This is a genomic window from Microbacterium cucumeris (genome assembly GCF_058349845.2).
This window is the reverse complement of record NZ_JBYRIZ020000005.1, coordinates 285,284-309,240: the sequence shown is the minus strand read 5'-3', so window position 1 is coordinate 309,240 and position 23,957 is coordinate 285,284. Positions and strand designations below refer to the sequence as shown.

At 64.1% G+C, this 23,957-nt stretch carries 14 protein-coding genes; 8 read left to right on the top strand and 6 right to left on the bottom strand.

Annotation, left to right across the window (positions count from 1 at the left end):
* The first annotated feature begins 23 nt into the window (after positions 1 to 23).
* From AC3RXZ_RS14985 to AC3RXZ_RS14975, 3 genes are all read left to right on the top strand, one after another.
* A complete protein-coding gene (locus AC3RXZ_RS14985; protein ID WP_491494555.1) occupies positions 24 to 1,358 on the top strand; it encodes an MFS transporter in 1,335 nt (444 codons plus the stop codon).
* A 112-nt stretch (positions 1,359 to 1,470) separates the two neighbouring features.
* On the top strand, positions 1,471 to 3,078 hold the full coding sequence (locus AC3RXZ_RS14980; RefSeq protein WP_491494554.1) for a DUF5597 domain-containing protein: 1,608 nt from the start codon (positions 1,471 to 1,473) through the stop codon (positions 3,076 to 3,078).
* A 46-nt stretch (positions 3,079 to 3,124) separates the two neighbouring features.
* A complete protein-coding gene (locus AC3RXZ_RS14975; protein ID WP_491494553.1) occupies positions 3,125 to 5,734 on the top strand; it encodes a beta-glucosidase in 2,610 nt (869 codons plus the stop codon).
* 53 nt (positions 5,735 to 5,787) lie between these two features.
* On the opposite strand, the gene AC3RXZ_RS14970 is transcribed toward AC3RXZ_RS14975, so the two are convergent.
* Positions 5,788 to 6,747, bottom strand: coding sequence for a LacI family DNA-binding transcriptional regulator (locus tag AC3RXZ_RS14970; protein ID WP_491494552.1), 960 nt, complete (start codon positions 6,745 to 6,747; stop codon positions 5,788 to 5,790).
* Between the two features lie 238 nt (positions 6,748 to 6,985).
* Here AC3RXZ_RS14970 and AC3RXZ_RS14965 point away from each other — a divergent pair, with 238 nt between their 5' ends.
* Genes AC3RXZ_RS14965 through AC3RXZ_RS14950 form a run of 4 tightly spaced genes read left to right on the top strand, consistent with a single transcriptional unit; the run spans position 6,986 to position 13,660 of the window.
* Positions 6,986 to 9,436 carry a glycoside hydrolase family 2 TIM barrel-domain containing protein gene (locus AC3RXZ_RS14965; RefSeq protein WP_491494551.1) on the top strand — a complete coding sequence of 817 codons (2,451 nt, stop codon included), beginning with the start codon at positions 6,986 to 6,988 and terminating at the stop codon, positions 9,434 to 9,436.
* 20 nt (positions 9,437 to 9,456) lie between these two features.
* On the top strand, positions 9,457 to 11,664 hold the full coding sequence (locus tag AC3RXZ_RS14960) for a glycoside hydrolase family 3 C-terminal domain-containing protein (protein ID WP_491494550.1): 2,208 nt from the start codon (positions 9,457 to 9,459) through the stop codon (positions 11,662 to 11,664).
* Positions 11,665 to 11,678: 14 nt separating this feature from the next.
* Positions 11,679 to 12,467, top strand: a complete 789-nt coding sequence (locus AC3RXZ_RS14955; protein ID WP_491494549.1) for an SDR family NAD(P)-dependent oxidoreductase — start codon at positions 11,679 to 11,681, stop codon at positions 12,465 to 12,467.
* A 23-nt stretch (positions 12,468 to 12,490) separates the two neighbouring features.
* Positions 12,491 to 13,660: a glycoside hydrolase family 1 protein gene (locus tag AC3RXZ_RS14950; RefSeq protein WP_491494548.1), complete on the top strand. Its 1,170-nt coding sequence runs from the start codon at positions 12,491 to 12,493 to the stop codon at positions 13,658 to 13,660.
* A gap of 78 nt (positions 13,661 to 13,738) precedes the next feature.
* On the opposite strand, the gene AC3RXZ_RS14945 is transcribed toward AC3RXZ_RS14950, so the two are convergent.
* From AC3RXZ_RS14945 to AC3RXZ_RS14935, 3 genes are all read right to left on the bottom strand, one after another.
* The gene (locus AC3RXZ_RS14945) at positions 13,739 to 15,514 is read right to left on the bottom strand and encodes a family 43 glycosylhydrolase (RefSeq protein WP_491494547.1); all 1,776 of its coding nucleotides are present in this window, start codon (positions 15,512 to 15,514) and stop codon (positions 13,739 to 13,741) included.
* On the bottom strand, positions 15,511 to 17,997 hold the full coding sequence (locus AC3RXZ_RS14940; RefSeq protein ID WP_491494546.1) for an alpha-L-rhamnosidase: 2,487 nt from the start codon (positions 17,995 to 17,997) through the stop codon (positions 15,511 to 15,513). The genes AC3RXZ_RS14945 and AC3RXZ_RS14940 overlap by 4 nt, the downstream gene beginning before the upstream one ends.
* A 271-nt stretch (positions 17,998 to 18,268) precedes the next feature.
* Positions 18,269 to 18,658, bottom strand: coding sequence for a hypothetical protein (locus AC3RXZ_RS14935; RefSeq protein WP_491494545.1), 390 nt, complete (start codon positions 18,656 to 18,658; stop codon positions 18,269 to 18,271).
* Positions 18,659 to 18,915: 257 nt separating this feature from the next.
* On the opposite strand from AC3RXZ_RS14935, the gene AC3RXZ_RS14930 reads away from it, so the two are divergent.
* Positions 18,916 to 20,559, top strand: a complete 1,644-nt coding sequence (locus AC3RXZ_RS14930) for an endo-1,4-beta-xylanase (protein ID WP_491494544.1) — start codon at positions 18,916 to 18,918, stop codon at positions 20,557 to 20,559.
* A 209-nt stretch (positions 20,560 to 20,768) separates the two neighbouring features.
* Here AC3RXZ_RS14930 and AC3RXZ_RS14925 read toward each other — a convergent pair whose 3' ends face one another.
* Positions 20,769 to 22,010: an IS256 family transposase gene (locus AC3RXZ_RS14925; RefSeq protein ID WP_491494576.1), complete on the bottom strand. Its 1,242-nt coding sequence runs from the start codon at positions 22,008 to 22,010 to the stop codon at positions 20,769 to 20,771.
* Positions 22,011 to 22,024: 14 nt separating this feature from the next.
* The gene (locus AC3RXZ_RS14920; RefSeq protein WP_491494543.1) at positions 22,025 to 23,914 is read right to left on the bottom strand and encodes a glycoside hydrolase family 3 protein; all 1,890 of its coding nucleotides are present in this window, start codon (positions 23,912 to 23,914) and stop codon (positions 22,025 to 22,027) included.
* Positions 23,915 to 23,957 lie beyond the last annotated feature (43 nt).

The following is a 23,957-nucleotide window of genomic DNA, read 5'->3' as shown; positions in this document are numbered from 1 at the left end:
GGGCCCGTGATGAAGGCAAACCCATGAGACGCAAAGACGCGGCAAACATCGTGCCGACCAACACACCTATCGAGGACGTATCTCAGCTCACCCTGCGGGCAGAGGATGAGGAGGATCCCACGACAGCGGAACTGCGCATTCCGAAGGTCGGGCCGGGCTTCGTCTTCGTCTACAGCTTCGCGTACTTCGGGTACTTCCTATGCCTGTTCATGCCGGCGCTCTTCAGCCTCCCGTACAAGATTCAGCTCGTTGACCCCGCGAGCAAGGAGACCGTGCTCGGTCTGGTCGTCGGCATCAGCGCCATCGTGCTGCTGCCAGCAGGACCAGTACTCGGAGTACTCAGCGACCGAAGCAAGTTCGCCTGGGGGCGACGCCGGCCGTTCCTCATTCTCGGCTTCTCGGTCTTCGCCATCAGTGCGTTCCTGATCGCCATCGCGCCGAACGTGCCTCTCATCCTCGTTGGATATGTGATCGCTCAGCTCGCCGCATCCCTCGTAGGCGTCGCCATGAACCCCACCCTCGCCGAACACGTGCCCCCCGCACAGCGCGGCAAGCTGGGTGCGCTGAGCGGCGTCATGGCATCGATTGCAGGCGTCTCGGCCACCCTGGTTGGCAGCCTGTTGCTCAACAACGTGTTGCTGCTCTTCCTGGCCCCCGTCGCCGTCTTCGCGCTCGGTGTACTGCTGTGGGTACTCGTCATCCCCGACAGCCCTGCACCAGAGCGTTTTCAGTCCGTCAAGGTTGGATCGTCCCTGCGCAGCCTGCTGTTCAACCCGCTTAAGCACCCGGATTTCTCGCTCGTGTGGGTCGGAAAGCTGTGCATCGGAGTGGGAACGGCATTCTTCAGCACTTACCAGCTGTACTTCCTCTTGGACCGACTCGGCTTCAGTGCAGAACAGGCGGGTCAGCAGCTCGCGCTCGCCGGCGGGCTGGCGCTCCTCGCCACCATCGGCTTCACGATTCTGGGCGGATTTCTCTCTGACAAGTTGCGGCGTCGCAAGCCATTCATCTACATCGCCGCGGGCATGATCGCCGCTGGAATGGCTATGGCGGCCATTGCACCTGACTTCGGGATCTACATCATCGGAGGCGTCCTCATCTCCGCCGGGTCCGGCGCGTTCAACTCCGTGGACCTCGCACTCGCGTCTGACGTTCTGCCCGACCCCGCCGCCGGCGGCAAATGGATGTCGATTTACCAGGTGTCCGGCACGGTCGCCACCGCTATCGGACCTGTCATCGCGCCCCTTCTGCTCGCCATCGGCGGAGGCTCTGGGAATTACACCGCGCTCTTCATCGCGGGTGGAGTCTTCGCCCTCGGCGCCGCGGTCACCGCAGCCCGGGTCCGTGGAGTGCGATGACCTGCTAGTTCCCCTGCGCCGCCGGGTGGCCGAGTGACAGCTCCTCGGCCACCCGGAGGCATCTTTCATCCCGGGCTCCTTCACTCGCGTCGGCGCCCAACCACGAAATGGAGTGACACTGTTGCCTAGCACGACTGACCTGTGGACCGGGCCGTACCTGAGCGTGGATGGCCGACCCTTCGTGGTCATCGGAGCGGAAGTACATAACTCCAGCTCAAGCACCGAACGGGCGATCACTGCGTCTTTTGACACGGTCGCGCTCCTTGGCGCCAACACGGTTCTTGCACCTGTCGTATGGGACCTCTTCGAGCCGGTTGAGGGCTCTTACGACACCCGGCTTATCGACGCGATGATTGAAGGAGCGCTTGCGCGAGGCCTGAAGCTCATCCCCCTGTGGTTCGGGTCTTGGAAGAACGCCGCCTCAACGTACGTCCCGGCATGGGTGAAACAGGACGCCGAGCGCTTCCCGCGCTCGCTCCTCTCAACCGGTCAGCACGCCGAACATCTCACACCGTTCGGGTCCACGTCACGCGAGGCCGATGCGCGCGCGTTCGCTGCCCTGATGCACCACATAGCCGCAGTCGATGCCAACCACACGGTGATCGCCGTGCAGGTCGAGAACGAGATCGGGTTGCTCGGCGACACCCGCGACCGCAGCAATAATGCGGAGCGCCTGTTCAATGACCGTGTGCCTGCCGCTGTCATTCATGCGGTTGCCGGCGACGTCGACGCACCTCTCCATGCGGAATGGGTCGCCCACGGCAGCCTTAAGGAAGGGACATGGGCGGAGGTCTTCCCTGCGGGCGACCGAGTTGACGAAGCGTTCATGGCCGCCGGTTTCGCCGCTTACGCGCAGGTCGTGGCTGCCGCGGGGCGAGCGGAACTGAATGTTCCCCTGTTCGTCAACGCCTGGCTCGACCGCGATAGCGTACTCGACGGACCGGTCGCCCTTGCCGGTGGCAAACGGCCTGGACAGTATCCGAGTGGCGGACCCGTTCTGCCGGTCGCCGCGATCTGGGAAGAGCTCGCCCCCGACATCGATTTCCTCGCACCTGACATCTACGTTGATGACATCACAGAGGTACTCGCTGGTTTCAAGGCTCGCCGGGGGCGCCTGCTCATCCCAGAGTTGCGCGGCGACGCCCCCGGTATCCCGCAGATGTTCGAAGCTATCGGAAACCACGCGGCGCTTGGCGTCTCCCCGTTCGGTGTGGACTCCTATACGCCAGCAGATCCTGAGTTCGCTCCCCTCGCCGACGCCTTTCACCTCCTCCGAGCTGCGGCAGCCGTCGTCGCGGCCAATCCCGACGTGCAGATGCGCGCCATCATCCTCAACGAAGAGAACCCAGGTGCGGAGATCGTCCTCGGCGATGTGACGGTGACCTTGCACACGAAGGACGAGTGGGGGTACGTCACACCGGTCTATCCCGGGTACGCCATCGTCATCGAGGACGGTCCGGAGGGGGTCTATCTCCTCGGCCGAGGATTCTGGATCACCCTGGCAGCCACGGACGGACGGACGGCTTCGTTCCTTTCCGCGACCGCTTTCGAGCTCGAGGGCGACAAACTTGTTCCGACGCTGCACCTAAACGGCGATGAGACGGCCTCGGGCTCGTTGATCCCCTATCCCTTCCCCGGGAGCGGGCTTGTACCTGGCCGCGCCATTCCCACCCGCATCCCCGAGACGGGAATCACCCGGTTCTCCACCTACGCGATCTGAGCGCGCCGCGCCTCTTCCTCCTCTGACCCCACTGAACGGACCTGCTGTGAACGACGATTACCTGCCCTACCGCGACTCCACGCAACCTGTGGGGGTGCGAGTACGAGACCTTCTCGAGCGCATGACGCTCGAAGAGAAAGCTGCCCAGACGGCATCACCTTTCGGCACGGCTGTCGATGCACACAACCCGCCTACGACAGGCTGGGGTACCGCGACCGCCGCTATCGCTGCATTGAACTTGCCGCCCCGGGAGGCGGCGGCGCGTGTCAACGAGCTGCAGCGGAAGCACATCGAGGACACGCGCCTCGGTATCCCCGTCCTTCTCGCGGAGGAGGCACTCCTCGGTTTCAAGGTCCAGGGAGCAACCACCTTCCCAGACGCCATCGCTCAGGCAGCGACGTGGGATCCGGAGCTCGTGAGGGAGATGGGCGCGGAGATCGGGGCCCAGATGGCAGCCCTCGGCGCGAGGATGGCGCTGTCTCCGCTCGCAGACGTCGCTCGCGACCCGCGATGGGGACGCGTCGGCGAGACCTACGGTGAGGACCCCTACCTCGTCGGCTCGACGGCATCGGCTTTCGTTCGGGGGCTGCAGAACGCTGTCCCGGGAAGTCCGATCATCGCGGCGCTCAAGCATTTTGTCGCTTACGGGGCAAGCGACGGCGGACGCAATACCGAGCCCGCTCAGGTGGGAGACCGACTCCTGCGCGAGTTCTACGGCGTTCCGTTCGAGATGGCGATCCGCGATGGCGGCGCCGATGGAATCATGCCGTCCTACAACGACCTCGACGGCGTGCCCGTCACCGGGTCGCCGGAACTCCTCGACGGCCTCCTCCGCCAGGACTACGGCTTCGACGGAGTCGTCATTTCCGACCTCGACGCCATCGGGCAGCTCCATACCAAGCACGGCGTGAGCGATTCACTGGTGGCCTCGTTTGCTGACGCCATTCGCGCAGGCGTGGATATCGACCTCGACAACCGCGTGTCCACCGACCGCATTGTGGAGGCGGTCGAGACGGGGCTGCTCACCGAAGGCGAGCTGGACCGGGCTGTCGGGGCAATCCTCCGGGCAAAGTTCCGCCTGGGCCTTTTCGAGAACCCCTACGTGGACATCGATTCGGTCCCGGAGACCCTCGACTCTTCCGCTGCACGTGGACTGGCGCGGCGGGTCGCCGAACGCTCGGTGGTCCTGCTCAAGAACGACGCGGTCAACGGCACCCCGCTTCTCCCGCTGACGACGACGCCGGACACCATCGCCGTCATCGGGCCGAATGCGGACCGACCCATGGGCCAGCTCGGGCACTACGCTTACCAGGTCCTCGACAGCATGACGAAGCGGTTCGCTCTCGCGGCGAACCCGCAGGCTCGTCTCGAAGATGTCGAGGAGCTGCGTGGCAAAACCGGCGCCGACGACGCCGACCTCCTCGTGGACACCGTGCCGCTCGTAACCTTCCTCCAGGGGATCCGCGAGCGTGCTGGAGACGCGACAACCGTGCTCCACGAAGTGGGGTGCCCGGTCGAGCGCATGGACCGCTCAGGCATCCCGGCCGCCGTCGACGCAGCCCGACGCTCCGACCTCGCCGTCCTTGTTGTCGGAGACCAGGCTGGCATCAACGGCTTCGGAACAGTCGGAGAGGGACTCGACAGCGCCACGTGCGAGCTGCCGGGTGTGCAGCGCGAACTGGTGGAAGCAGTCCTGGACACGGGCACACCGACCATCGTCGTGCTCAGCCATGCGCGACCGTACGTGCTGGGCTGGCTCGCGGACCGGGCTCCGGCAATCGTCTCTGCCTGGCTCGGCGGAGAGGAAGCCGGAGCCGCAACCGCCGCCGTACTCTTCGGCGACGTGAACCCGGCAGGCAGGCTCCCTATCGCCATGCTGGAGAACGTCGGCTCCGCGCCCGTTCCCTATTGGAGGACGCTGCAGAGCAACGACAGCTATGTCGACGGCTCGGCGCGCGCGGTGTTCCCCTTTGGGCACGGACTTAGCTACAGCCAGTTCGAATACCGCGATCTCGCATTCCAGGCACCCCAAGTCGGAACCGACGGTGTAATCCGCTGCACATTCACCGTTTCGAACACGAGCGACCGAGACGGCGACGAGGTCGTTCAGGTGTACGGTCGTGACCTGGTGGCGCGAGTCGTTCGTCGATCTCGCGTGCTGCTGGGGTTTCAGCGAGTCTTCCTCCGCGCGGGTGAAGTGCGACAGGTGCTGGTCGAGATCCCCTCGGAGATGTTCGCGTTGTGGGACCGCCGGGAAGGCTGGGTGGTCGAACCAGGAGCACTGCGCCTCTTCATCGGCGGGTCGTCCGTGTCCACGCCCTTGAAGGGCAGTGTCGAACTGAGTGGCGAACTTCACCATTGCTCTCGTAACCGAGCGCTCTGGAGCACCGTCACTGTGGATGGCGAGCTGACCGATGTCGTCGAGGTTGCACGTGAAGAGGTGGCGGTTCCGGCGCTGACCTCCGCGAGCACCATCGGAGACTGGCTGAGCCACCCCAAGGGACGGGCAGTGTTGTCTGACGCCTTGAACGGTGCCGACGAAGAAACACTGGCGCAGGCCATCGGTCTCACGCTCGATCAACTCGTGATGTACAGCCAAGGCGCTCTGCCAGCCGATCTGCCGCAGACGCTCCTGACGCAGGTCACCGAGGTCTAAACCGCGCGTCTGAAGGGCTGGGAGATCGAGGCGATCTCCCAGCCCTTCCGACGTCAGCGCGCCGTGCTACCTCCGTCGACCACCGAGACCGACGACTTCATGGTGTCAAGCTCGTCGAGGGTGAAGCCCTCCGGCCCGTCGAGAAGCGCCCGCACGATCTCGTGGGCACTGAAGCGAACATCGATGTCGATTGTGGTCAGCGACGGTTCAGTCACCCCTGACGCAATCGTGTTGTCCACCCCGATGACTCCAATATCACCCGGCACGTTGCGGCCGGCGCGAATGGCTGCCGACATGACGGCAAGTGCAACATCGTCGTTGTACGCCGCAATGCCGACGCTCTGTCCCCGCAGCATTTCGGCCGTCTGCTGACCACTCCCCCGCTCGAGGGAAAGGCGGATGGTCGGCAACACCGTGACGCCCGCCCGCTGACATTCCTCCCGTGCTCCTCGCTCGCGCGCCGTAGCGTACGGCTGCTCGCGCAGCGCCTCGGGAGTTGCGATAGCCACGGCTGTGTAGCCCCGTTCGATGAGGTGTCGTGCTTGCATCGCGCCGATTTCACGGTCGATGGCTTCCTGATACTCGCGCGGCGGATCAACTACCGCCACGTTCGCTTCGTCCAGGCGGACGCGCTGGCTTGTGGCCAGCGGCGCCACGCTCCATAGCCCCGCGGGGCGCAACGCAAGGACGGCTTCGTCGATCTGCGCGTCGCCAGAGGACAACCTGATGAGGTTAGTGCGGCCCGCCAGTGCGAGTTCATCAGTGACCCTGTCGATCAGCTCCCGAAGGCGCGGACCGAGCGAAATATTGGGCAGGAGCGTGATGACGATGTCACTGGTTCCCCTGGCGAGGGCTCGACCGGCAATGGACGGGCGATACCCGAGCTCGCGCGCGACTGACTGTACGCGGTCGACCATGTCCGGCCGAAACCGATGGCCGTGGCCGTTCAAGATCTGGCTCACGGTCGACCTGGAGACCCCTGCTCTCGCAGCCACGTCCGCACTGTTGGTCATGTCGGTCTCCTTCTGGCGCCTTCGCCAGTTTACGAGAAAATCTCCACGCGCCATTGTCGCGTGTCAACATCCTAGTCCCGCCTCCGCGCCCGGTAACACAGCCGGCCGTCGCTGAGTCGTCGGGCCTCCCCTTAGACATCTCGACAGCGCCCGAGATTATCGTCTTTGACACGCGTCAATCTTCATGATTTGATGCACATGGGGCCCCTCGGCCTCTCGCACCAGATTGAGGACGACGATGACTTTGATGCGCCCCACCGCTGCGCGATCCGACACACTGTTGTCCACGTGGCGTGTTACTTCGGACGATGGAACCGAGGTCACCGTGCGCCTCCCCGATGACGCGATGCTGCGAGCTGGGCGCGACCCGGAGGCGAGCGGCGGTGCCGAGACCGGCTGGTTCCTCGGGGGCAATTACGACTACGTGACGCAGTGGAGCGCCCCGCATGGGGACGGGGAGGTCGTGCTCGTCTTCGAAGGCGTCCAGGGTGACGCAGATGTCACGGTTAACGGCGAGAAGGTCGGGACCGTGCGGAGCGGGTACACCGAGACAGAGCTGACTATAACTAACGTCGTAAGACGCGGCGCGGTCAATGACATCCGCGTCGTCGTTCACCATCGCGAACAGCCCGCAGAGCGCTGGTATCCGGGCTCCGGACTGTACAGGCCCGTCCACGTGGTGACTCGACCGCTGACGCACTTCGGCCCCGACTCCGTGCGAGTAACGACAACCGAGATCGAGAGCGCTCGCGCAGGTGTGCGCGTTGATGTGCGCATGTCCGGAGAGGCGCCGGCTTCCACCCGCGTGGCCGCTCGACTGACAGCTAACGGCGAGACTGTTGCGCAGGGGCTGCTTCACGGCTCGTCCGGTGCTATTCATCTCGACGTCACTGATCCGCGCCCGTGGAGCGCAGACACGCCCTTCCGCTACGAGCTACTCGTCACGGCAGAGTCTGACGGCGACATTCTCGACGAGTGGAGACGCCGAGTCGGGCTTCGAACCGTGAGTGTCGACGCTCAGCAGGGGCTTCGCATCAACGGTAAGCGAGTACTCCTCGCCGGCGCCTGCATCCACCACGACAATGGCCTCCTGGGTGCCGCGACCCACCGCGCAGCTGAGTACCGGCGGATCCGCATCCTCAAAGACGCGGGGTTCAACGCGATTCGTAGCGCACACAATCCACTGTCGCGGGATCTTCTCGACGCGTGCGATGAACTCGGGATGTACGTGTTGGACGAGCTCGCCGACTACTGGTTCGTGCGCAAGTCCCGGTTCGACCACTCGGACCGATTCCGTGACACGTGGCGCCGCGACGCTGACGCGCTCATTGCGAAAGACCGCAACTACGCCAGCGTCATCATGTACGCCTCTGGTAACGAGATCCCGGAGACGGCCACCGCCGCGGGCGTTGAGCTCTCGCGCGAGATCACGGAACACTTCCACGCCGCGGACCCCACCAGGCCGGTGACCGTAGCCATCAATCTCTTCTTGAATGCGATGGTTTCGATGAACGCGTCGCCCTACAGCGCGACGGGAGATGACTCTGAGGAGGCGATGGCGGGAAGCACCGAAGCGAACGTGATGATCAATCACATCGGCCGACTGATGAGCGTCGTCTCCCGCCTCCCGCGCGCAGACCGCGCCTCGCGCGAGGCGTTTGCCACGGTCGACGTCGCCGGGTATAACTACGGGATCGCGCGCTACAAAGGCGATGCGCAGCGCTACCCGCACCGCGTCATCTTGGGCTCAGAGACACTCCCCAGCGATGTTGCGAAGGCGTGGCGTCTTGCTCGGGAGATTCCCGCTGTGATCGGCGACTTCGTGTGGGCGGGTTGGGAGTATCTCGGCGAGGCCGGAGTGGCCGTGTGGGTGCCAGGGAAGAAGGCCGGACTGGCGAAACCGTACCCGTACGTTATCGCGGGCCCCGGGATGTTCGATCTCACTGGTCGGGCCGACGCGTCTCTTCGCCTCGCTCAGGCGGCTTGGGGCGTGCTGGACGCGCCCGTCATCACTGTTCGCCCGCTCGACCGCTCTGGCCAACCATACGTACGGTCAGCGTGGCGAGTCACGGACGCGGTGGAGAGCTGGGCATGGCGTGGCAGCGAAGGAAAACGCGCGGAGATCACTGTGTACAGCACCGCCGATGAGATTGAGCTGGTGGTCGGTGATCGCTCTATCGGGCGTCGGCGTGCGGGAAGGAACACGGAGTTCCGCTTCTCGTTCACTACTCAGTGGCAGAGCGGAACCGTGCGCGCTATCGCTTACCGGGATGGCAGAGAGATCAGCCGCAGTGAGCTGCGTTCTGCTTCAGACGACGTGGGCGTGCAGTTGCGTCCCGAAGCAGACACGCTTCGCGCCGATGGCGACGACCTCGCCTTCGTGCACGTCGAGCTGGCCGACGCGGACGGCGTTGTCGAGATGCTCGACGATGACCACGTTGACGTCGAAGTCAACGGACCCGCCGAACTCGTCGGGTTTGGAACTGCGAATCCGGCGCCTGTGGGCTCATTCCTCTCGGCGCGCACGACGACCTACCGAGGGCGGGCGCTTGCAATTGTCCGCTCGACCGGGGAGGCGGGAGAGGTGCGAATCACCGCGCGCTCTCGCCACCACGGGGAGACGACCGCCACCCTACGGGCCATCCCATCCGACGCATCTGTCAGCCACGAGGCGCCACGCCTCGCGTGACCCACAACCCAGGAGAAACCATGTCTGATTCCACCCCGGACATCCCGCTGGATGACAAGCTCGCGCTACTGTCAGGCGCCACGTTCTGGGAGACCCACTCGGTGCCTTCCGCCGGCATCCAACCACTCTTCCTCGCTGACGGCCCGTACGGTTTGCGACACCAGTCCGGCCAGCACGACAATCTGGCGATCTTCGCCAGTGATCCCGCCACCTGTTTCCCTCCTGGTGTGGCCGTCGGCTCCAGCTGGGACCCGGAGCTGGCTGCACGCGTCGGCACCGCGGTCGGTCGCGAGGCCGTCGCGCAGGGCGTGGATGTCGTCCTCGGACCTGGGGTAAACATCAAGCGCACCCCATTGTGCGGGCGGAACTTCGAGTACTACTCGGAGGATCCGCTCATCTCTGGGGTCCTCGGCGCTGCGTACACCACGGCGCTACAAGCCGAGGGCCCGTCGGTGTCCGTCAAGCATTTTGCGGCGAACAATCAAGAAACAAACCGGCAGACCATCAGCTCGGACGTTGACGAGCGGACGCTGCGCGAGATCTACCTCCCCGCTTTCGAGCGCGTGGTGCGGGACGCTCGGCCGGGCTCGGTGATGGCGTCGTACAACAAAATCAACGGTGTTCACGCCTGGGCTAACCCGTGGCTGTTGACTCAGGTACTGCGCGACGAGTGGGGCTTTGACGGCGTCGTCGTGTCGGACTGGAGCTCCGTCACCGACCCGGTCGCCGCCGTGCAGGCGGGCCTCGACCTCGCCATGCCCGCCGAACCTGAGCACATCGAGAAGCTGCGTGCGGCAGCAGAATCTGGAGCGCTCAGCATCAACGCCGTTGACTCCGCCGTCGCTCTCTTGACCGCACTGGCGGCTCGACCTCGCCCTGAGCGAGTCGAGATTGACGTGGACGCGCATCATGCCCTGGCGCAGGACGTGGCTGAAGGCTGCCCAGTACTTCTCCGTAACGAACACGACGTCCTGCCGCTTCCCAAGGGAGTGGACGTCGCTGTCATCGGACTTCTCGCGGCCGAGCCCCGTTTCCAGGGCGGTGGGAGCGCGAACGTCAACGCCACAAGAATTGATGAGCCTCTCACCGAGCTGCGAACGCTGCTTGAGCGTGAGGGGTCGACCGTCACATACGCAGCCGGGTACAGCCTCATCGGCAGCCCGGACGCCGAGTCTCTTGCAGACGAGGCCGTCACCGTCGCACGTCGTGCCGATGTCGCGGTGGTTTTCGCGGGCCTTGGAGAGGAACAGGAATCCGAGGGCTTCGACAGAAACACGCTGGACCTCCCCGTAGATCAGATCCACCTGATCCGCCGGGTTGCCGCCTCTGCTGCGCGCACGGTCGTCGTACTCTCCCACGGAGGTGTCGTAAGTCTGGAGGGCTGGCACGACGACGTCGATGCGATCCTCGATGCTTTCGTTCTCGGCCAGGGCGGCGGACGCGCCATTGCTCGCATCCTCACAGGAGCGGTCAACCCATCCGGACGGCTGGCGGAGACGATTCCGTTGCGCCTCGAAGATCACCCGTCGTGGGTAAACTTCCCCGGGGAACAGGGCCACGTTCGCTACGGCGAAGGAGTGCTCGTTGGATACCGCTACTTCTCCAGTTCGGGGACGCCGGTACGCTACCCGTTCGGATACGGACTCTCCTACAGCTCGTTCGATTCGGTGCTCGACTCCGTCGAGGTGACAGGGTCCGACTCCGCGTCCGTTACTCTGAGCGTCCGCAACACGGGCGAGCGGGCTGGCGCGCACGTGGTGCAGGTGTACGTCTCCACCGATGCGGGTGACGTGCGTCGACCCACGCGCGAGTTGCGGGCTTTCGAGAAGGTCACACTCGATCCTGGAGAGTCGCGGGAAGTGCGGTTCGAACTCGACAGGCGTAGTTTCGCCTACTGGGACGTGGAGCGTGCCGACTGGAGTGTGAAGGAGGGCGAATATCGCGTGCAGCTTGCGGATGACGCATCAAGCGTCCGCGCAGAAGTGGCGATTGAGCTTGAAGGCGACAAGTCCGCAAGCGCAGTCACGCTCGACAGCGCAATTGCCGCATGGCTGGACCACCCCTCCATCGGAGAAGAGACCAATAAGACCCTGGGCTTCGCGTCCGTAGAAGTGCCCGCCGAACAAATGGCTCAGGTGCGCTCTATGACAATGCGGCAGTTCGTCCGCATCTCCGGCCTACCCATCCCCCTCGAGGCGCTGCAGCTGCTCGCCGACCGCACTCACTGATCACCGGAGTAGACATGCAAATTGAAGGCAAAGTATTCGCAGTAACCGGGGCCGGTAACGGCATGGGACGCGAGGTCGCGCTGGAACTGGTACGAAAGGGTGCGCGCGTCGCAGCAATCGACCGTGACGAAGAGGCACTCGCCCAAACTGCGGCTCTGGCCATCGTCCCGAACCGCGTCAGCATCCACCAGGGCGACGTCACTGACGCCGCCGGCGCCACCAAGCTGCCCGCCGCCATCGAGGCCGTACACGGTCACGTGGATGGCCTGGTCAACGTTGCCGGAATCATCCACCGTTTCGAGCACTCCTCCGATCTCACCCAGGAGGAGCACGAGCGCGTGTTCGCAGTGAACTACTGGGGCACCGTCAACATGTGCCGCGCGTTCCTGCCCACACTCCGACAGCGGCCGAAAGCCTCGCTGACCAACATGTCCAGCTTGTCCGCGCTCGTCGCCTTTGCAGGCCAGACGTTCTACGGGGCCAGCAAGGGCGCCGTCAAGCAGTACACCGAAGGCTTGTATCAGGAGCTCCTCGGCGAGAAGGTGCAGGTGAGCGCCATCTACCCAGGCAACATCTCAACCGAGATCAGCAAGAACTCCGGCGTAACCATGCTCGATGCGGGATCGAAGAAGGTTCGCGCTACGACACCACGAGATGCAGGGGTCGCCATCGTTCGCGGCATCGAGCGTGGTTCATTCCGAATCGTGGTCGGCAATGACGCGAAGGCCCTCGACCGCTTGGTGAGGCTGGCCCCGCGTTGGACTACCAACCTCATCGCCAAGCAGATGGCTTCAGTGCTGTGAGCAAAACGAAGGATGGTTCCGACATGTCACAATTCCCCGACCGGTTTCTCTGGGGCGCAGCCACAGCCGCACATCAGGTCGAAGGCAACAATCTCAACAACGACTGGTGGCGGCTCGAGCAGGTAGCCGCAGACTACGGCGTCCAGTCCAGCGGGGACGCGCTGGACAGCTATCACCGGTACCGCGAAGACATGCAGCTGCTGTCGGACCGAGGTTTCACCGCATACCGGTTCAGCCTCGAATGGTCGCGTATCGAACCGCTCCCTGGCCAGTTCTCTCGCGCGGAGCTCGCTCACTATCGACGCATGATCCTCACCGCGCGCGAGCTGGGACTAGAGCCCATCGTCACTCTTCACCACTTCACCCACCCGCTGTGGTTCGAAGACCGCGGAGCATGGCTCGGGGAAGATGCCGTCGGCGCGTTCCAGCGGTACGTCGAGCAGGCCTGCACGATTCTTGAGGACGTCGAGTGGGTCATCACCATCAACGAGCCCAACATCTTGGCCATCACGCACGGCGGCCAGCGACAGGTCGCGTTGGGAAACGAGTACCCGAAGCACGGTCTCCCTGATCAGGAGATCGGCGACGTGCTGATCGCGGCCCACCGTGCCGCGAAGGCCGTGGTCCTCCGCCTCACGAAGGCTCGAGTTGGCTGGACCATCGGCAACCAGGCGCTGACGTCGACGCCCGGCAACGAGGAGAGGTACTCCGAGGTGCAGTACCTCATCGAGGACAAGTACCTTGAGGTATCTCGTGATGATGATTTCGTCGGGACACAGTCGTACACGAGCCAGCCGGTGGATGCAGACGGCATCGTTCCGCACCCGGCAGCCGAGGACAACACCCTCATGGGCTGGGCGTACCGTCCCGACGCTCTCGGTATCGCCGTACGTCACGCTCGGGAGGTCGTCGGCCCTGACGTCCCCATCCTCGTCACCGAGAACGGCATCGCCACGGCGAACGATGACACCCGGATCGCCTACACATTGCAGGCACTGACAGACCTGTCGTCGGCTATCGCCGAGGGAATCGACGTACGCGGCTACCTCCACTGGAGCCTCCTCGACAACTTCGAGTGGGGGCACTGGGGTCCGACGTTCGGACTCGTTGCAGTAGACCGGGAGACCTTCGCGCGTCACCCGAAGCCGAGCCTGGACTGGCTCGGTGCTGTGGCCCGCGCAAACGCGCTCTGAGTGAGCAAATAAGTCGGTCCCACGCGTTTCGCGTGGGACCGACTTATGCAATGTGCGGCAGTGACGACCGACGTCCCGTTACTCGCCTGCGATGAGCACTGGGTCCCCGGCCGTCACTCCGCCAGGACCGTACGCGTCCACGGCGACCCAGTACTCTTCCCCGGCGTTGAGGGTAGAGAGTGTGACCGACTCGGCCGCGAGTACCTGCCAAGAGTGATACAGCCGGTCCGGGCGCAAGCCATACCGGACGTTGTAACCGTCAGCCTCAGGCACAGCCTTCCAGGTCACTTCAGCGTCGAGAGGACCGGTCCGTCGCACGGTCGCTTCAGCTCGAGGCGGTGCCGGCACCGTGTGGTGTCCGAACACCCGGACGCCGCTCAGCGCAAGAGGCGCGTTCCAGGGCGACGACACACCCGTGATGCGCACGAAACGCACCTGTTGCGGGTGTTCCAGGACGAGGAGACGATGCGGGCGATCCGATGCATCGGTGCGTCCGTCGTGCAGCATCGACCAGGCTTCCCCGTCGACGGATGCCTCCAGGGTGTACCGCACCGGATGGTCCTGCGGATGCACGGCCCGCAACGCGACAGGCTGCTCGTCCGGACCGCGGCGGGGCCGGCGGGGCTTTCGGCGAGCGAGCTGGTGGTCAGCGGTGTTGATTTGGATGGCATGCACCTCGCGCGGGTGCTCGAGGTCGAGGGTGAGCGTCTCCTCTGGGCTCTCATCGCCAGCCACCCACCAGGTGCGAACGTCTTCATCTACAGCCAGTTCCGGCCCATGACCTGGAGTTGCAGAGCTCGCGGCCACGCGCGCACGGTACGACTGCAACATCCATCCCGTACTCGCTGTCCATGGGTCGGCAGGACCATCGGGGACGGCCGTTGGGTAGTCCCCGAAGGTCTGGTTGCAGAAGAGCACGCCGTCATCGTCGAACCCCGCGGGAAAGATACCCAGTCTGCGCTCAAACCGGTGGTTAACGGAGATCCGCATGGTGGCTGCGTGCCACCAATTCCCGTACCCGTCCTGGAAGGTGCTGCCGTGGCCGGCGCCGGTGATAAATCCGCCGGGCTTGGAGGAGAACGGGTTGTGCGGCGACGGGGTGAACGGTCCGAGGGCGGATGGAGCTGTGTAATAGCCGTCGGCGTACACGTTGTACTCAGTGCCCGGGCCGGCGTATTGGAAGTAATACGTGTCTTTGTGGCGCGTCATCCACGCGCCTTCCAGATACGGAGACGGGCTGTGCGTACCGAAGGCCTTCGCACTGAACTTCTCGCCCAGCGTCGCGGGAGGAGCCATCCGGTTGTTCTCGCCGTTTCGCTCCCAGCCGTACGCAGAGATGTCACCCGACAGGACGTCGACGGGTTCCCCAAGCGGGCAGAGAGAGTCCGGAGACACTTCGACGCCTCGCAACGGCTCATTGTTCGAGCACCCCCAGTACAGATACGTTCGAGAATCGAGGTCCTGGAACAGGTTCGGGTCCCACCACGCGAAGGCACTTTCGCTGATCTGCTCGAAGCCTTGGCCGAGAGGATCGCGCGACCGGAAGATGGGACTACCGGGCTTCCGCCTCGACGCCGTGACGATGAGCGCCCCGTCGACTTCGCGGACGTCTGGCGCGTAGTCCCCTGCGGGCAGGTCAGGCGCGGCGGCGAAATGCCATTGGCGCAGATCAGCCGAATGCCAGAACCCGCCACTCATCGACGCGAACATATAGAAGTGGTCCTGGAACCGCACCACCGAGGGGTCGGCCGCCTCCCGGAAGACCGCGCGCAACGGTCCGCGGGCAAAGTCCTGGTACCGGTATGCGAGATCGAGGGGGTTGCAGAAGACGTGGATGTCGCCTCGATTCGTCACAGCGCGGCCAACGTCTCACGGAGGTCTCGTTCGAGCTCCGGGGTGCTGTGCGGGACTGCGGCCAGCAGGATGTTGAGATTGACGTGCGCTGCGTCAGGCCCTGATGCATCGATGGGGAACGGAAGGTGCTTCTTGAAGACCTGAGTCAGCGCTCGCCACGCCGTGCGATCCTCGGCCAGGGTCTTCAGGGACGTATCGAACGTATAGTCCTCGTGCTCCTCGACGCCGACGTCATAGGACCAGGTGTGCGTTCCCGCCCCTACCTCCAGTTCGAGACCATCCGGATGGTTGGGCAGCACGACCTCCGCAGAGGCTCCCTCGGGCACCGTCGCCGTCATCGAGACCTGTCCCTCCGTGATGTTCCATGCGATGCGGACCTCGCCGAGGACGGTGTCGTGCACGAGGAGTGCAGACGTGAGGTCCCCACCTGGCTGCGGCGCAATACGCATACGACGGTATCCAGGCTCCACGGCCTCAAGACCGCCGATGACACGGTGCATCCAGTGTGCGATGGATCCCAGCGCGTAGTGGTTGAGAGAGGTCATGCCGGTGGAGTTCAGAGTTCCGTCAGGACGGACCGCATCCCATCGCTCCCAGATGGTCGTTGCGCCCTGAGTCACCGGATAGAGGAAGGACGGGCACTCCTTCTCCGTAAGGAGGAGGTAGGCGGTATCGACGTGCCCCGTGTCGGAGAGCGCGTGTGCGACCAGAGGGGTTCCCACGAAACCCGTGGACACGGTGTAGCCACCCTTTGTAACGAGCTGCGCTAGGCGCTCACCGGCACGCACTCGCTGCTCCGGTTCCAGCAGGTCGTAGCAGATTGCGAGCGCGTAGGCCGTCGCCGAGTCGCTCACGAGTCGTCCGGACGGGGCCAGGTACTCGGCACGGAAGGCGGTGCGGGTGCGCTTGGCCAGTTCCGTGTACCGCACTGTTTCGTCGACCAGTCCGAGTGCCCGCGCGGCATCCGCCATCTGTTGCGCCGTTTTCACGAAGCACGCCGAGGCCACCAGGTACCGGTCCGTCTTGCCGCCGCTGGCATCGTCAGCGGGTGCATCCGGGTCAAGCCAGTCGCCAAACTGGAAGCCCGAACCCCACAGACCCGTCGGGTCGAGGAGAGCCTCGACCTGGTCCACGAAGGCTGTCATCGCCGGCCAGTTCTGGCGGAGGATTTCGACGTCGCCGTATTCCCGGTAGAGAATCGACGGCAACCCGACGACCACGTCGCTCCACAGCGCGGTCGGCGCCGAGGGCGTCGTCGATACGTCCGGTACGTAGAAGGGCACGTACCCTTTCTCGCGTTGCTCCGCAGCAACGTCTTCCATCCAGGATCCGAGTACTCCTCGAACGTCGTACAGGAATGCGGCTGTCGGCGCGAAGGCATGAAGATCACCCGTCCACCCCAGTCGCTCGTCCCGCTGCGGACAATCGGTCGGAACACCGAGGAAGTTTCCACGCATGGACCAGACCACGTTCTGGTGCAGGCGGTTGAGCAGGCGATCCGAGGTATCCAGCCACCCAGTGCGGTTCATCTCGCTGTGGATGACCACCGCGGTCAGAGCGGTCGCGTCGAGCTCACCAGGCCAGCCCTCGACATCGACATATCGGAAACCGTGGAAGGTGAAGTCCGGCTCCCAGGTCTCCTCGTCGTCGCCCTTGAGCGTGTAGGTGTCGGTTGCTTTAGCGGTGCGAAGAGTCTCGTACTCTGGTTCGCCGTGCGCATTGAGAAGCTCAGCGTGGCGCAGAACCACGGTCTGCCCCTCTTCCCCGCTGACGCGAATGCGGACCCACCCGGTGAGAACCTGTCCGAAGTCCACGACCGTGCGACCGCCTGGCGTGGAGATGATGGAGGCAACAGGCAGCTCCTCGGTGCGGCGGATGGGCGGTGGGCCGTCCGCCGTCACCACGGAGACGTCCTGCGGATGCGCGGTCGCCGGCTCCCAAGCGGCGTCATCGAATCCGGGCAGATCCCATCCGGTCGACTGCAGCCGAGCGTCGTACACCTCACCGTCGTAGATACTCGCGGAGCGGACCGCGCCTTCACCGACGCGGAAGCTCTGATCCGTCGTGATGCTTTCGGTTCGGTCTTCGTACTCCAACACCAGCTCAGCCAACAGGGCGGGGCGGTCACTGTAGTGATGGCGCTTGAGCTCGAACCCGATTTTGCCCACCGCCCAACCATCCGCGACTATCGCTCCGAGCACGTTGTCACCCGGCGTGATGTGTTCGGTGACGTCGTACGTGGAAACGGCGATGCGGTGTTGGTACGCGGTCCATCCCGGCGCGAGGACATCCTCGCCCACCCGTCGTCCGTTGACGAAGCTGGTGACGATCCCGAGTGCGGTTACGCGCAACGTGGCCGAGCGCAGGCCCTCGCTCACCTGGAACTCTCGGCGGAAGTACGGTGCCGGATCCCCCTCCTCGCTTACGTTCGCTGCCGAGATGAACTGTGCCTCGGGAGAAAGGACGGGGTAGGTCGTGGTCATGTCGGGGCCCTTCTGTGCGCCTCGCCGTAGCGTGATCCCCGCGCGAACGACACAGGGACTCTGTCAGATAATCACGAATATTGACGCGCGTCAAACCTATGTCGCGCGGGCGTTGAGATCGCTCGCGCTCGCCAGAACCGCGGGCAACGAGCGGCGCACATCCCAGATGGCGGAAATAACCCCGGGTCGCGTGTCACCCGACGATCACAGGAACGGCGCCCGTAACACCCTCACCCAGAATCGTGCGCAACCGATGTCGGCCCTCTCCGAATCACCCCTCCGCATTTACGACAAGTGGGTCGAGGATCAAGGACAGCGTCAAACGCGCTTGCGCCGATCCTTCAGGAGCCCTGGCACCGACGGTCGCCGAGTCGACGAACAGCGGTATGGAACCCTCGTAGCGAAGGCTTCCTTTGTGCGCTGCCCCATCTTCCACGGCCGCCTGGGCATCGATGTCTTGCACACGCTGGCAGGCAGGGCCATGTCGGTCGGAGCACTCCGCTCGACATCGATGGAGATCCCGCATGACGTCATTCACTGGCGACTCCCACCACGTGCGGAGCTGAGCGATGTCGACCCGCGCGAACTCATGCGCCTCGTACTGCTTAGTCATGAGGATCTTCATCGAACGCGGAGCATCACCGACACCGTCATCATTCATTGGCTCAGCGTAAGCGTCCGCGACTCATCCACCGTGCCGCGAGGGCGCAACGGGCGGTTCCTTGAAATCCGTACGTCTGCTACATTTTCTCCAACCGTCAGCACGATAAGCGTGCCAGCGGCTCTCGATCCCACTCAAAGATGAGTCAGAAAGGATCTGCGACGCCCCGCAACGCACATTTCCGAGTTCCCTCCCTGCAGTTTCCCTACCCGTGCGCGGACGCTGGTTTGCGCGCGGAGAACAAGAATCAGAGACTCATGAGAACACGCAAGACGCTCGCCCTTGTATCTACCCTCTTCCTTGGAGCATCCCTCATCACCTCCGCACCCGCCATGGCAGACCACACCACCGATTCCGGACCAACCATCCGAGAGCTTGCCGAACAAGCAGGCATCCTCTTCGGCTCTGGTTCCGTGAAGGCCTCAGAATCCACAACGGACGACCGCCCCGCCAACTACTTCACGGACCCCCGTTATGGGGCAACGCTGTCCGAGCAGTTCAACAGCCTGTCACCTGAGAACGAGTTCAAGTGGAACATGGTGCAGCCGGAGGAGGGCGTCTTCGACTTCGCCGGCCTCGACCGTCTCGTTGCCTTCGCGCAGGAGCATGACATGGAGGTCAAAGCTCACAGCGGCATCTCCCGGTCGTTCAACCCCGACTATCTGGTCGCCAAGACCGATCCGGCAGAGTTCCGGGCCGCCGTCGTCGAGCATTTCGAGACCATCATGCAGCGTTACAGCGGAAAGATGGATCGGTGGGACATCGTCACGGAGATGTTCACGACCTTCGGCGGCGAGGGCCTCGAACACAACCTGTTCTATGAGCGCATGGGCCCGGACTACGTCGCCGAAACTCTGCGCATCGCGCATGCCGCAGACCCGACGGCGAAACTCTTCATCAACGAGAACATGGTCGAGTTCTATCCCGCCAAACGGCAGGAGCTCTACGACCTTGTCGCAGGCATGGTCGCAGATGGCGTCCCCCTCGATGGCGTGGCCCTGCAAATGCACGAGACATATGTCGGCCCGACGCCTGGAGTGCTCACCGACATCATCAACGACTACCGCGCACTCGGACTCGACGTCACCATCGCCGAGCTCGATGTGCACACCTACGACCCCATCTCGCAGGCTCAGATCTACGGAGATGTCGTCGCTGAAGCACTCGCGGCTGGAGTGACCGACATCAGCGTATGGGGCTTCACGGACAAGCACCTCTACACCTGGCTTCCCGGCGCGAAGCCGACGATGTTCGACGAGGAGTTCAATCCGAAGCCGGCCTACGTAGCGGTTCGCGACGCCCTCAAGTCCTACATCCACAACGGCTCCGCACCCAGCGCGGCAGTCTTGTCGAGCACTGCAGGATGGGCGAACGGGCTCCGCGACGGTAACTACAACATCGAGATGAACCTCTGGCATGGGACACCCGGCAGCTACTACCGACTCTACGAGAACGACGTTCTCGTAGACGGCCAGCAGCTGAATGCGGTAGATGTCACGTCCCAGACGGCGTCAACGGAGTTCTCGGGCAAAGCGAACGGCACGTACACGTACCGCGCCGAGCTCATCAACTCAGAAGGCGTCACCCACACGTCTTCTGTCACAGTGACCGTCACCGATGCCGCACCGGCACAGCCGGTGGTCAGCACGGACAACTGGGACCGCGATGGGAACGTCATCGCGACCGCGAACCTGTGGTGGGGAACCAACGCCACCTCATATGCGTTCTTCCTCGACGGTGTGGAGGTCGGGGCTGGCGAGCTGAGCGCAGCGACCCCGAATGCGCAGACCGCAACGCTCACGCTGGAGGATGTCGCCCGCGGAGCGCACACGCTGACAGCGACGTTCACGAACGCGAACGGCTCAACCTCATCTGAACCCGTCGTCGTGACGGTGGATTGATCAGCGGGGTGGGCGAGCAGGCTTCCTCTGTTCGCCCACCCCGCCCCGAACCGCTGGCCGCGTTCGCTGACACACCCCCGCAAGGCGGACGCGGCCAGCCCACCGCTCACGACAGGCCTGCCGGCACCCGGACTTACTTAGGCCCGACTAACTGCATCGCTGTCCGAGCGGGTCTGTCCGATAAACGGTGGATCTGATCTGGCGCATGGTTAGTTGATGCGGCCTTCGAACGTGATCGCGAACGCGTTCAGCGCCGGCTTCCACCTCGTCACCCAGCGTGCCCGGCCCCGCCCGGTGGGGTCAAGCGATCGGGTCACGAGGTACAGACATTTCAGCGCGGCGGCGTCGTTGGGGAAGTGCCCGCGTGCGCGGACGGCGCGTCGGTATCTCGCATTGAGGGACTCGATCGCGTTCGTCGAGCAGATGATGCGGCGGATCTCGACGTCGTAGTCCAGGAACGGGATGAACTCCGGCCACGCGTTCTCCCACAGTTGCCGGATCGCGGGGTACTTCGTGCACCATTTCTCCGCGAACTCCTCGAACCGTGCCTTCGCCGCCGGCTCGGACGGGGCGGTGTAGACGGGGCGAAGGTCGCGGGCGAGCTCGTCCCAGTGCGCGCGGGACGCCGCGTACTTGAATGTGTTACGGATCAGATGGATGATGCAGGTCTGCACCGTCGCGAGCGGCCACGCGGTGGTGATCGATTCGGGCAGGCCTTTGAGACCGTCGCAGACGACGATGCAGACGTCTTCGACGCCGCGGTTCTTGATCTCGGTGAGCACCCCGAGCCAGAACTTCGCACCCTCGCCGCCGTCACCGGCCCAAATCCCGAGGATGTCGCGTTCCCCGGCCGTGGTGACGCCGACAGCGACGTAGAACGGCTTGTTCCGCACCTGCCCGTCCCGCACCTTCACCACGATCGCGTCGATGAACACCACCGGATACACGCGATCGAGTGGCCGGTTGGACCATTCCGTCATCTCCTCGATCACCTTGTCGGTGATCCGCGAGATCATGTCCTTGCCCACGCTCGCGCCGTAGACGTCGGTGAAGTGCGCCGCGACCTCACCCGTGGTGAGCCCGCGCGCGGTCAGTGACAGCACGATCTCGTCGATCCCGTCCAGCCGGCGCTGCCGCTTGCGGACGATCTTCGGTTCGAATGACCCGTCCCGATCCCGGGGCACGTCGATCTGCACGGCACCGACTTCGGTGAGGACCGTCTTCGAGCGTGTCCCGTTGCGGGCATTCTCCCCGGCGCTGGGCTGGTGCTTGTCGTATCCGAGGTGCTCGGTCATCTCCGCCTCCAGGGCGGTCTCCAGCACCGTCTTCGTCAGATTCCCCAGCAACCCTCCCGGGCCGACCAGGCTGACGCCCTGCTCCTTCGCCTGCGCGAGCAACTGCTCCGCGAGCTGCTGCTGATCGATGATCTCTCCCGTCACAGGATCGATCATCTCGATGACATCGGTCATCGCCCTTCCTTTCGGTCAGGCCAGACCAGATCCACCGTTATTCGGACAGTCCCGTCCGAGCCAAGACGCAGTCCATCGCCGACGCTGTAGAGCGGGTTCAGGGTCCCTAGGATGCTCTCGTGGGACGCGCGAACCGCGTGCATCGACCGTGGAATTTCGACAGGGAGGACCCCCCGTGGTTCGATACACCCGGTGAGTGCGAGCAGCAATGCCTCGTCGCTGACCCCGAAGCTGACGGTGAGTCCGGACACCAACTCCGTCAGCGGTGTAAGGATCGCTGGGCGGTCGAGAGCAACGTCTACGTGAAGGCGGGTGCTGTGTGCGATCTGCTGCAGGCGGTAGATGAGACCGGGAGCGAATTCGAGGTCCCCTTGGTGAAAGTAGTCCTCGAGGAAGAGGTCGTTTCGGGGCTGGAACGGTGCACCGACCCGGACGATGGCAAGGTCTGCTTCAGCCGGATCTGACACTGCGTGGGCACGTCCTTCGAGGACGACCGGATCGACACCCTCGACGTAGATTCGTGGCGTGCCACGGAGCGGAAGGAACTGGTCGCGATTCTCGAGGATGACCAACGAGCGCGCTTGAGCTCGCAGCCCCGCCGCAGCGTTCTCCGCTGAGCCGACAACTTCAACCGCTTGGTCGACGTCCACGTAGGGGTTGTCGAATAGGCCGAGCTGAAACTTCACGAGAAGGAGGCGACGAGCCGACTGGTCGAGTCGTCGTTCGTCGACCAGGCCGATGCGGACAAGGTCGAGGAGGATGTCCGTGCACTCTTCCCCACCGAACTGGTCTGCCCCGGCTTCGAGGATCTTCAGCATACGGCCGCGGGCATCCAGGTGCTCTACGCCCCAAGCCCGGGCAGGAAGCACCTGCTCGCCGACGTAGTTGTCATTCACCAGCTCCCAATCGGTGAGGATGACCCCGTCGAATCCGAGCTTCTCCCGCAGGAGACCGGTGAGGATTTGTCGGTTGTAGCCGAAGCCGACTTCCTCGACCTGTTCGCCGTCAATCGTCAATCCGATGGGCATGCCGTAGTAAGGCATGATGCCTGCCGTGCCGGCCTCGATTGCTGCGACGAACGGCTGAAGATGAGTCTGGAACGCCTCGGCGGTGTAGACCTGCTCACGGCCATAGGGAAAGTGCGCGTCCTCTCCGTCTTTCTGGGGCCCACCCCCAGGGAAATGTTTCGTGACGCATGCCACGCTGCCCGGCCCCAAGACATCACCCTGGAACCCGGACAGGTACGCACGCGTGTATCGCGACACCCGCTCCTCATCCGCTCCGAACGTCTGCAGCTGCCGCGCCCAGCGCGGCTCCGTGGCAAGGTCGATCTGGGGGTGCAGCGCCGCGCGAATCCCGACGGCGCGGTACTCGTTCCCTGCACGTCGAGCAAAATCATGGATCGCATCATCGTCGTCCAGGGCAGCAAGCCCCAGCGCGTCCGGCCATTGCGAGAACGGGCCCGCGGAGAACGCCACACCGCTGTTCTCTGTGAACGAGTGCCGAGGGTCGGTTGAGATCGTCACCGGGATACCATGCGGGTTTTGTTCGGCGAGAGCCTGCAGTGCGTTGTTCCAGGACGCGGCCTCTGCCGCGGACTCGAGCTTGTGCACGTTGAAGTGGTTCATGTGCTTCTGCCGAACCACGGTCGACGTGGGCGACTTGCTGATATGACCTGACGTTTCCAGGAGGGTTCCGCCAGGGCCGACTTCGATGACGGTCTGGAAGAGGAGCCCCACCTTCTCCTCCAGCGAGAGACGGGGCAGCAAGTCCGCAACGCGCTCCTCAGGGGACAACCGAGGATCCTCGTACGGGTCCATCACCCCGTTGCCATTAAGGTCCCGGTATGCCACTCCGTCTTCGGTCACGGCCTGAGTCGGTTTCACTGCGGTTCCCTTATCCCTAGTCAGGCGGCACACCCCGTGGTGC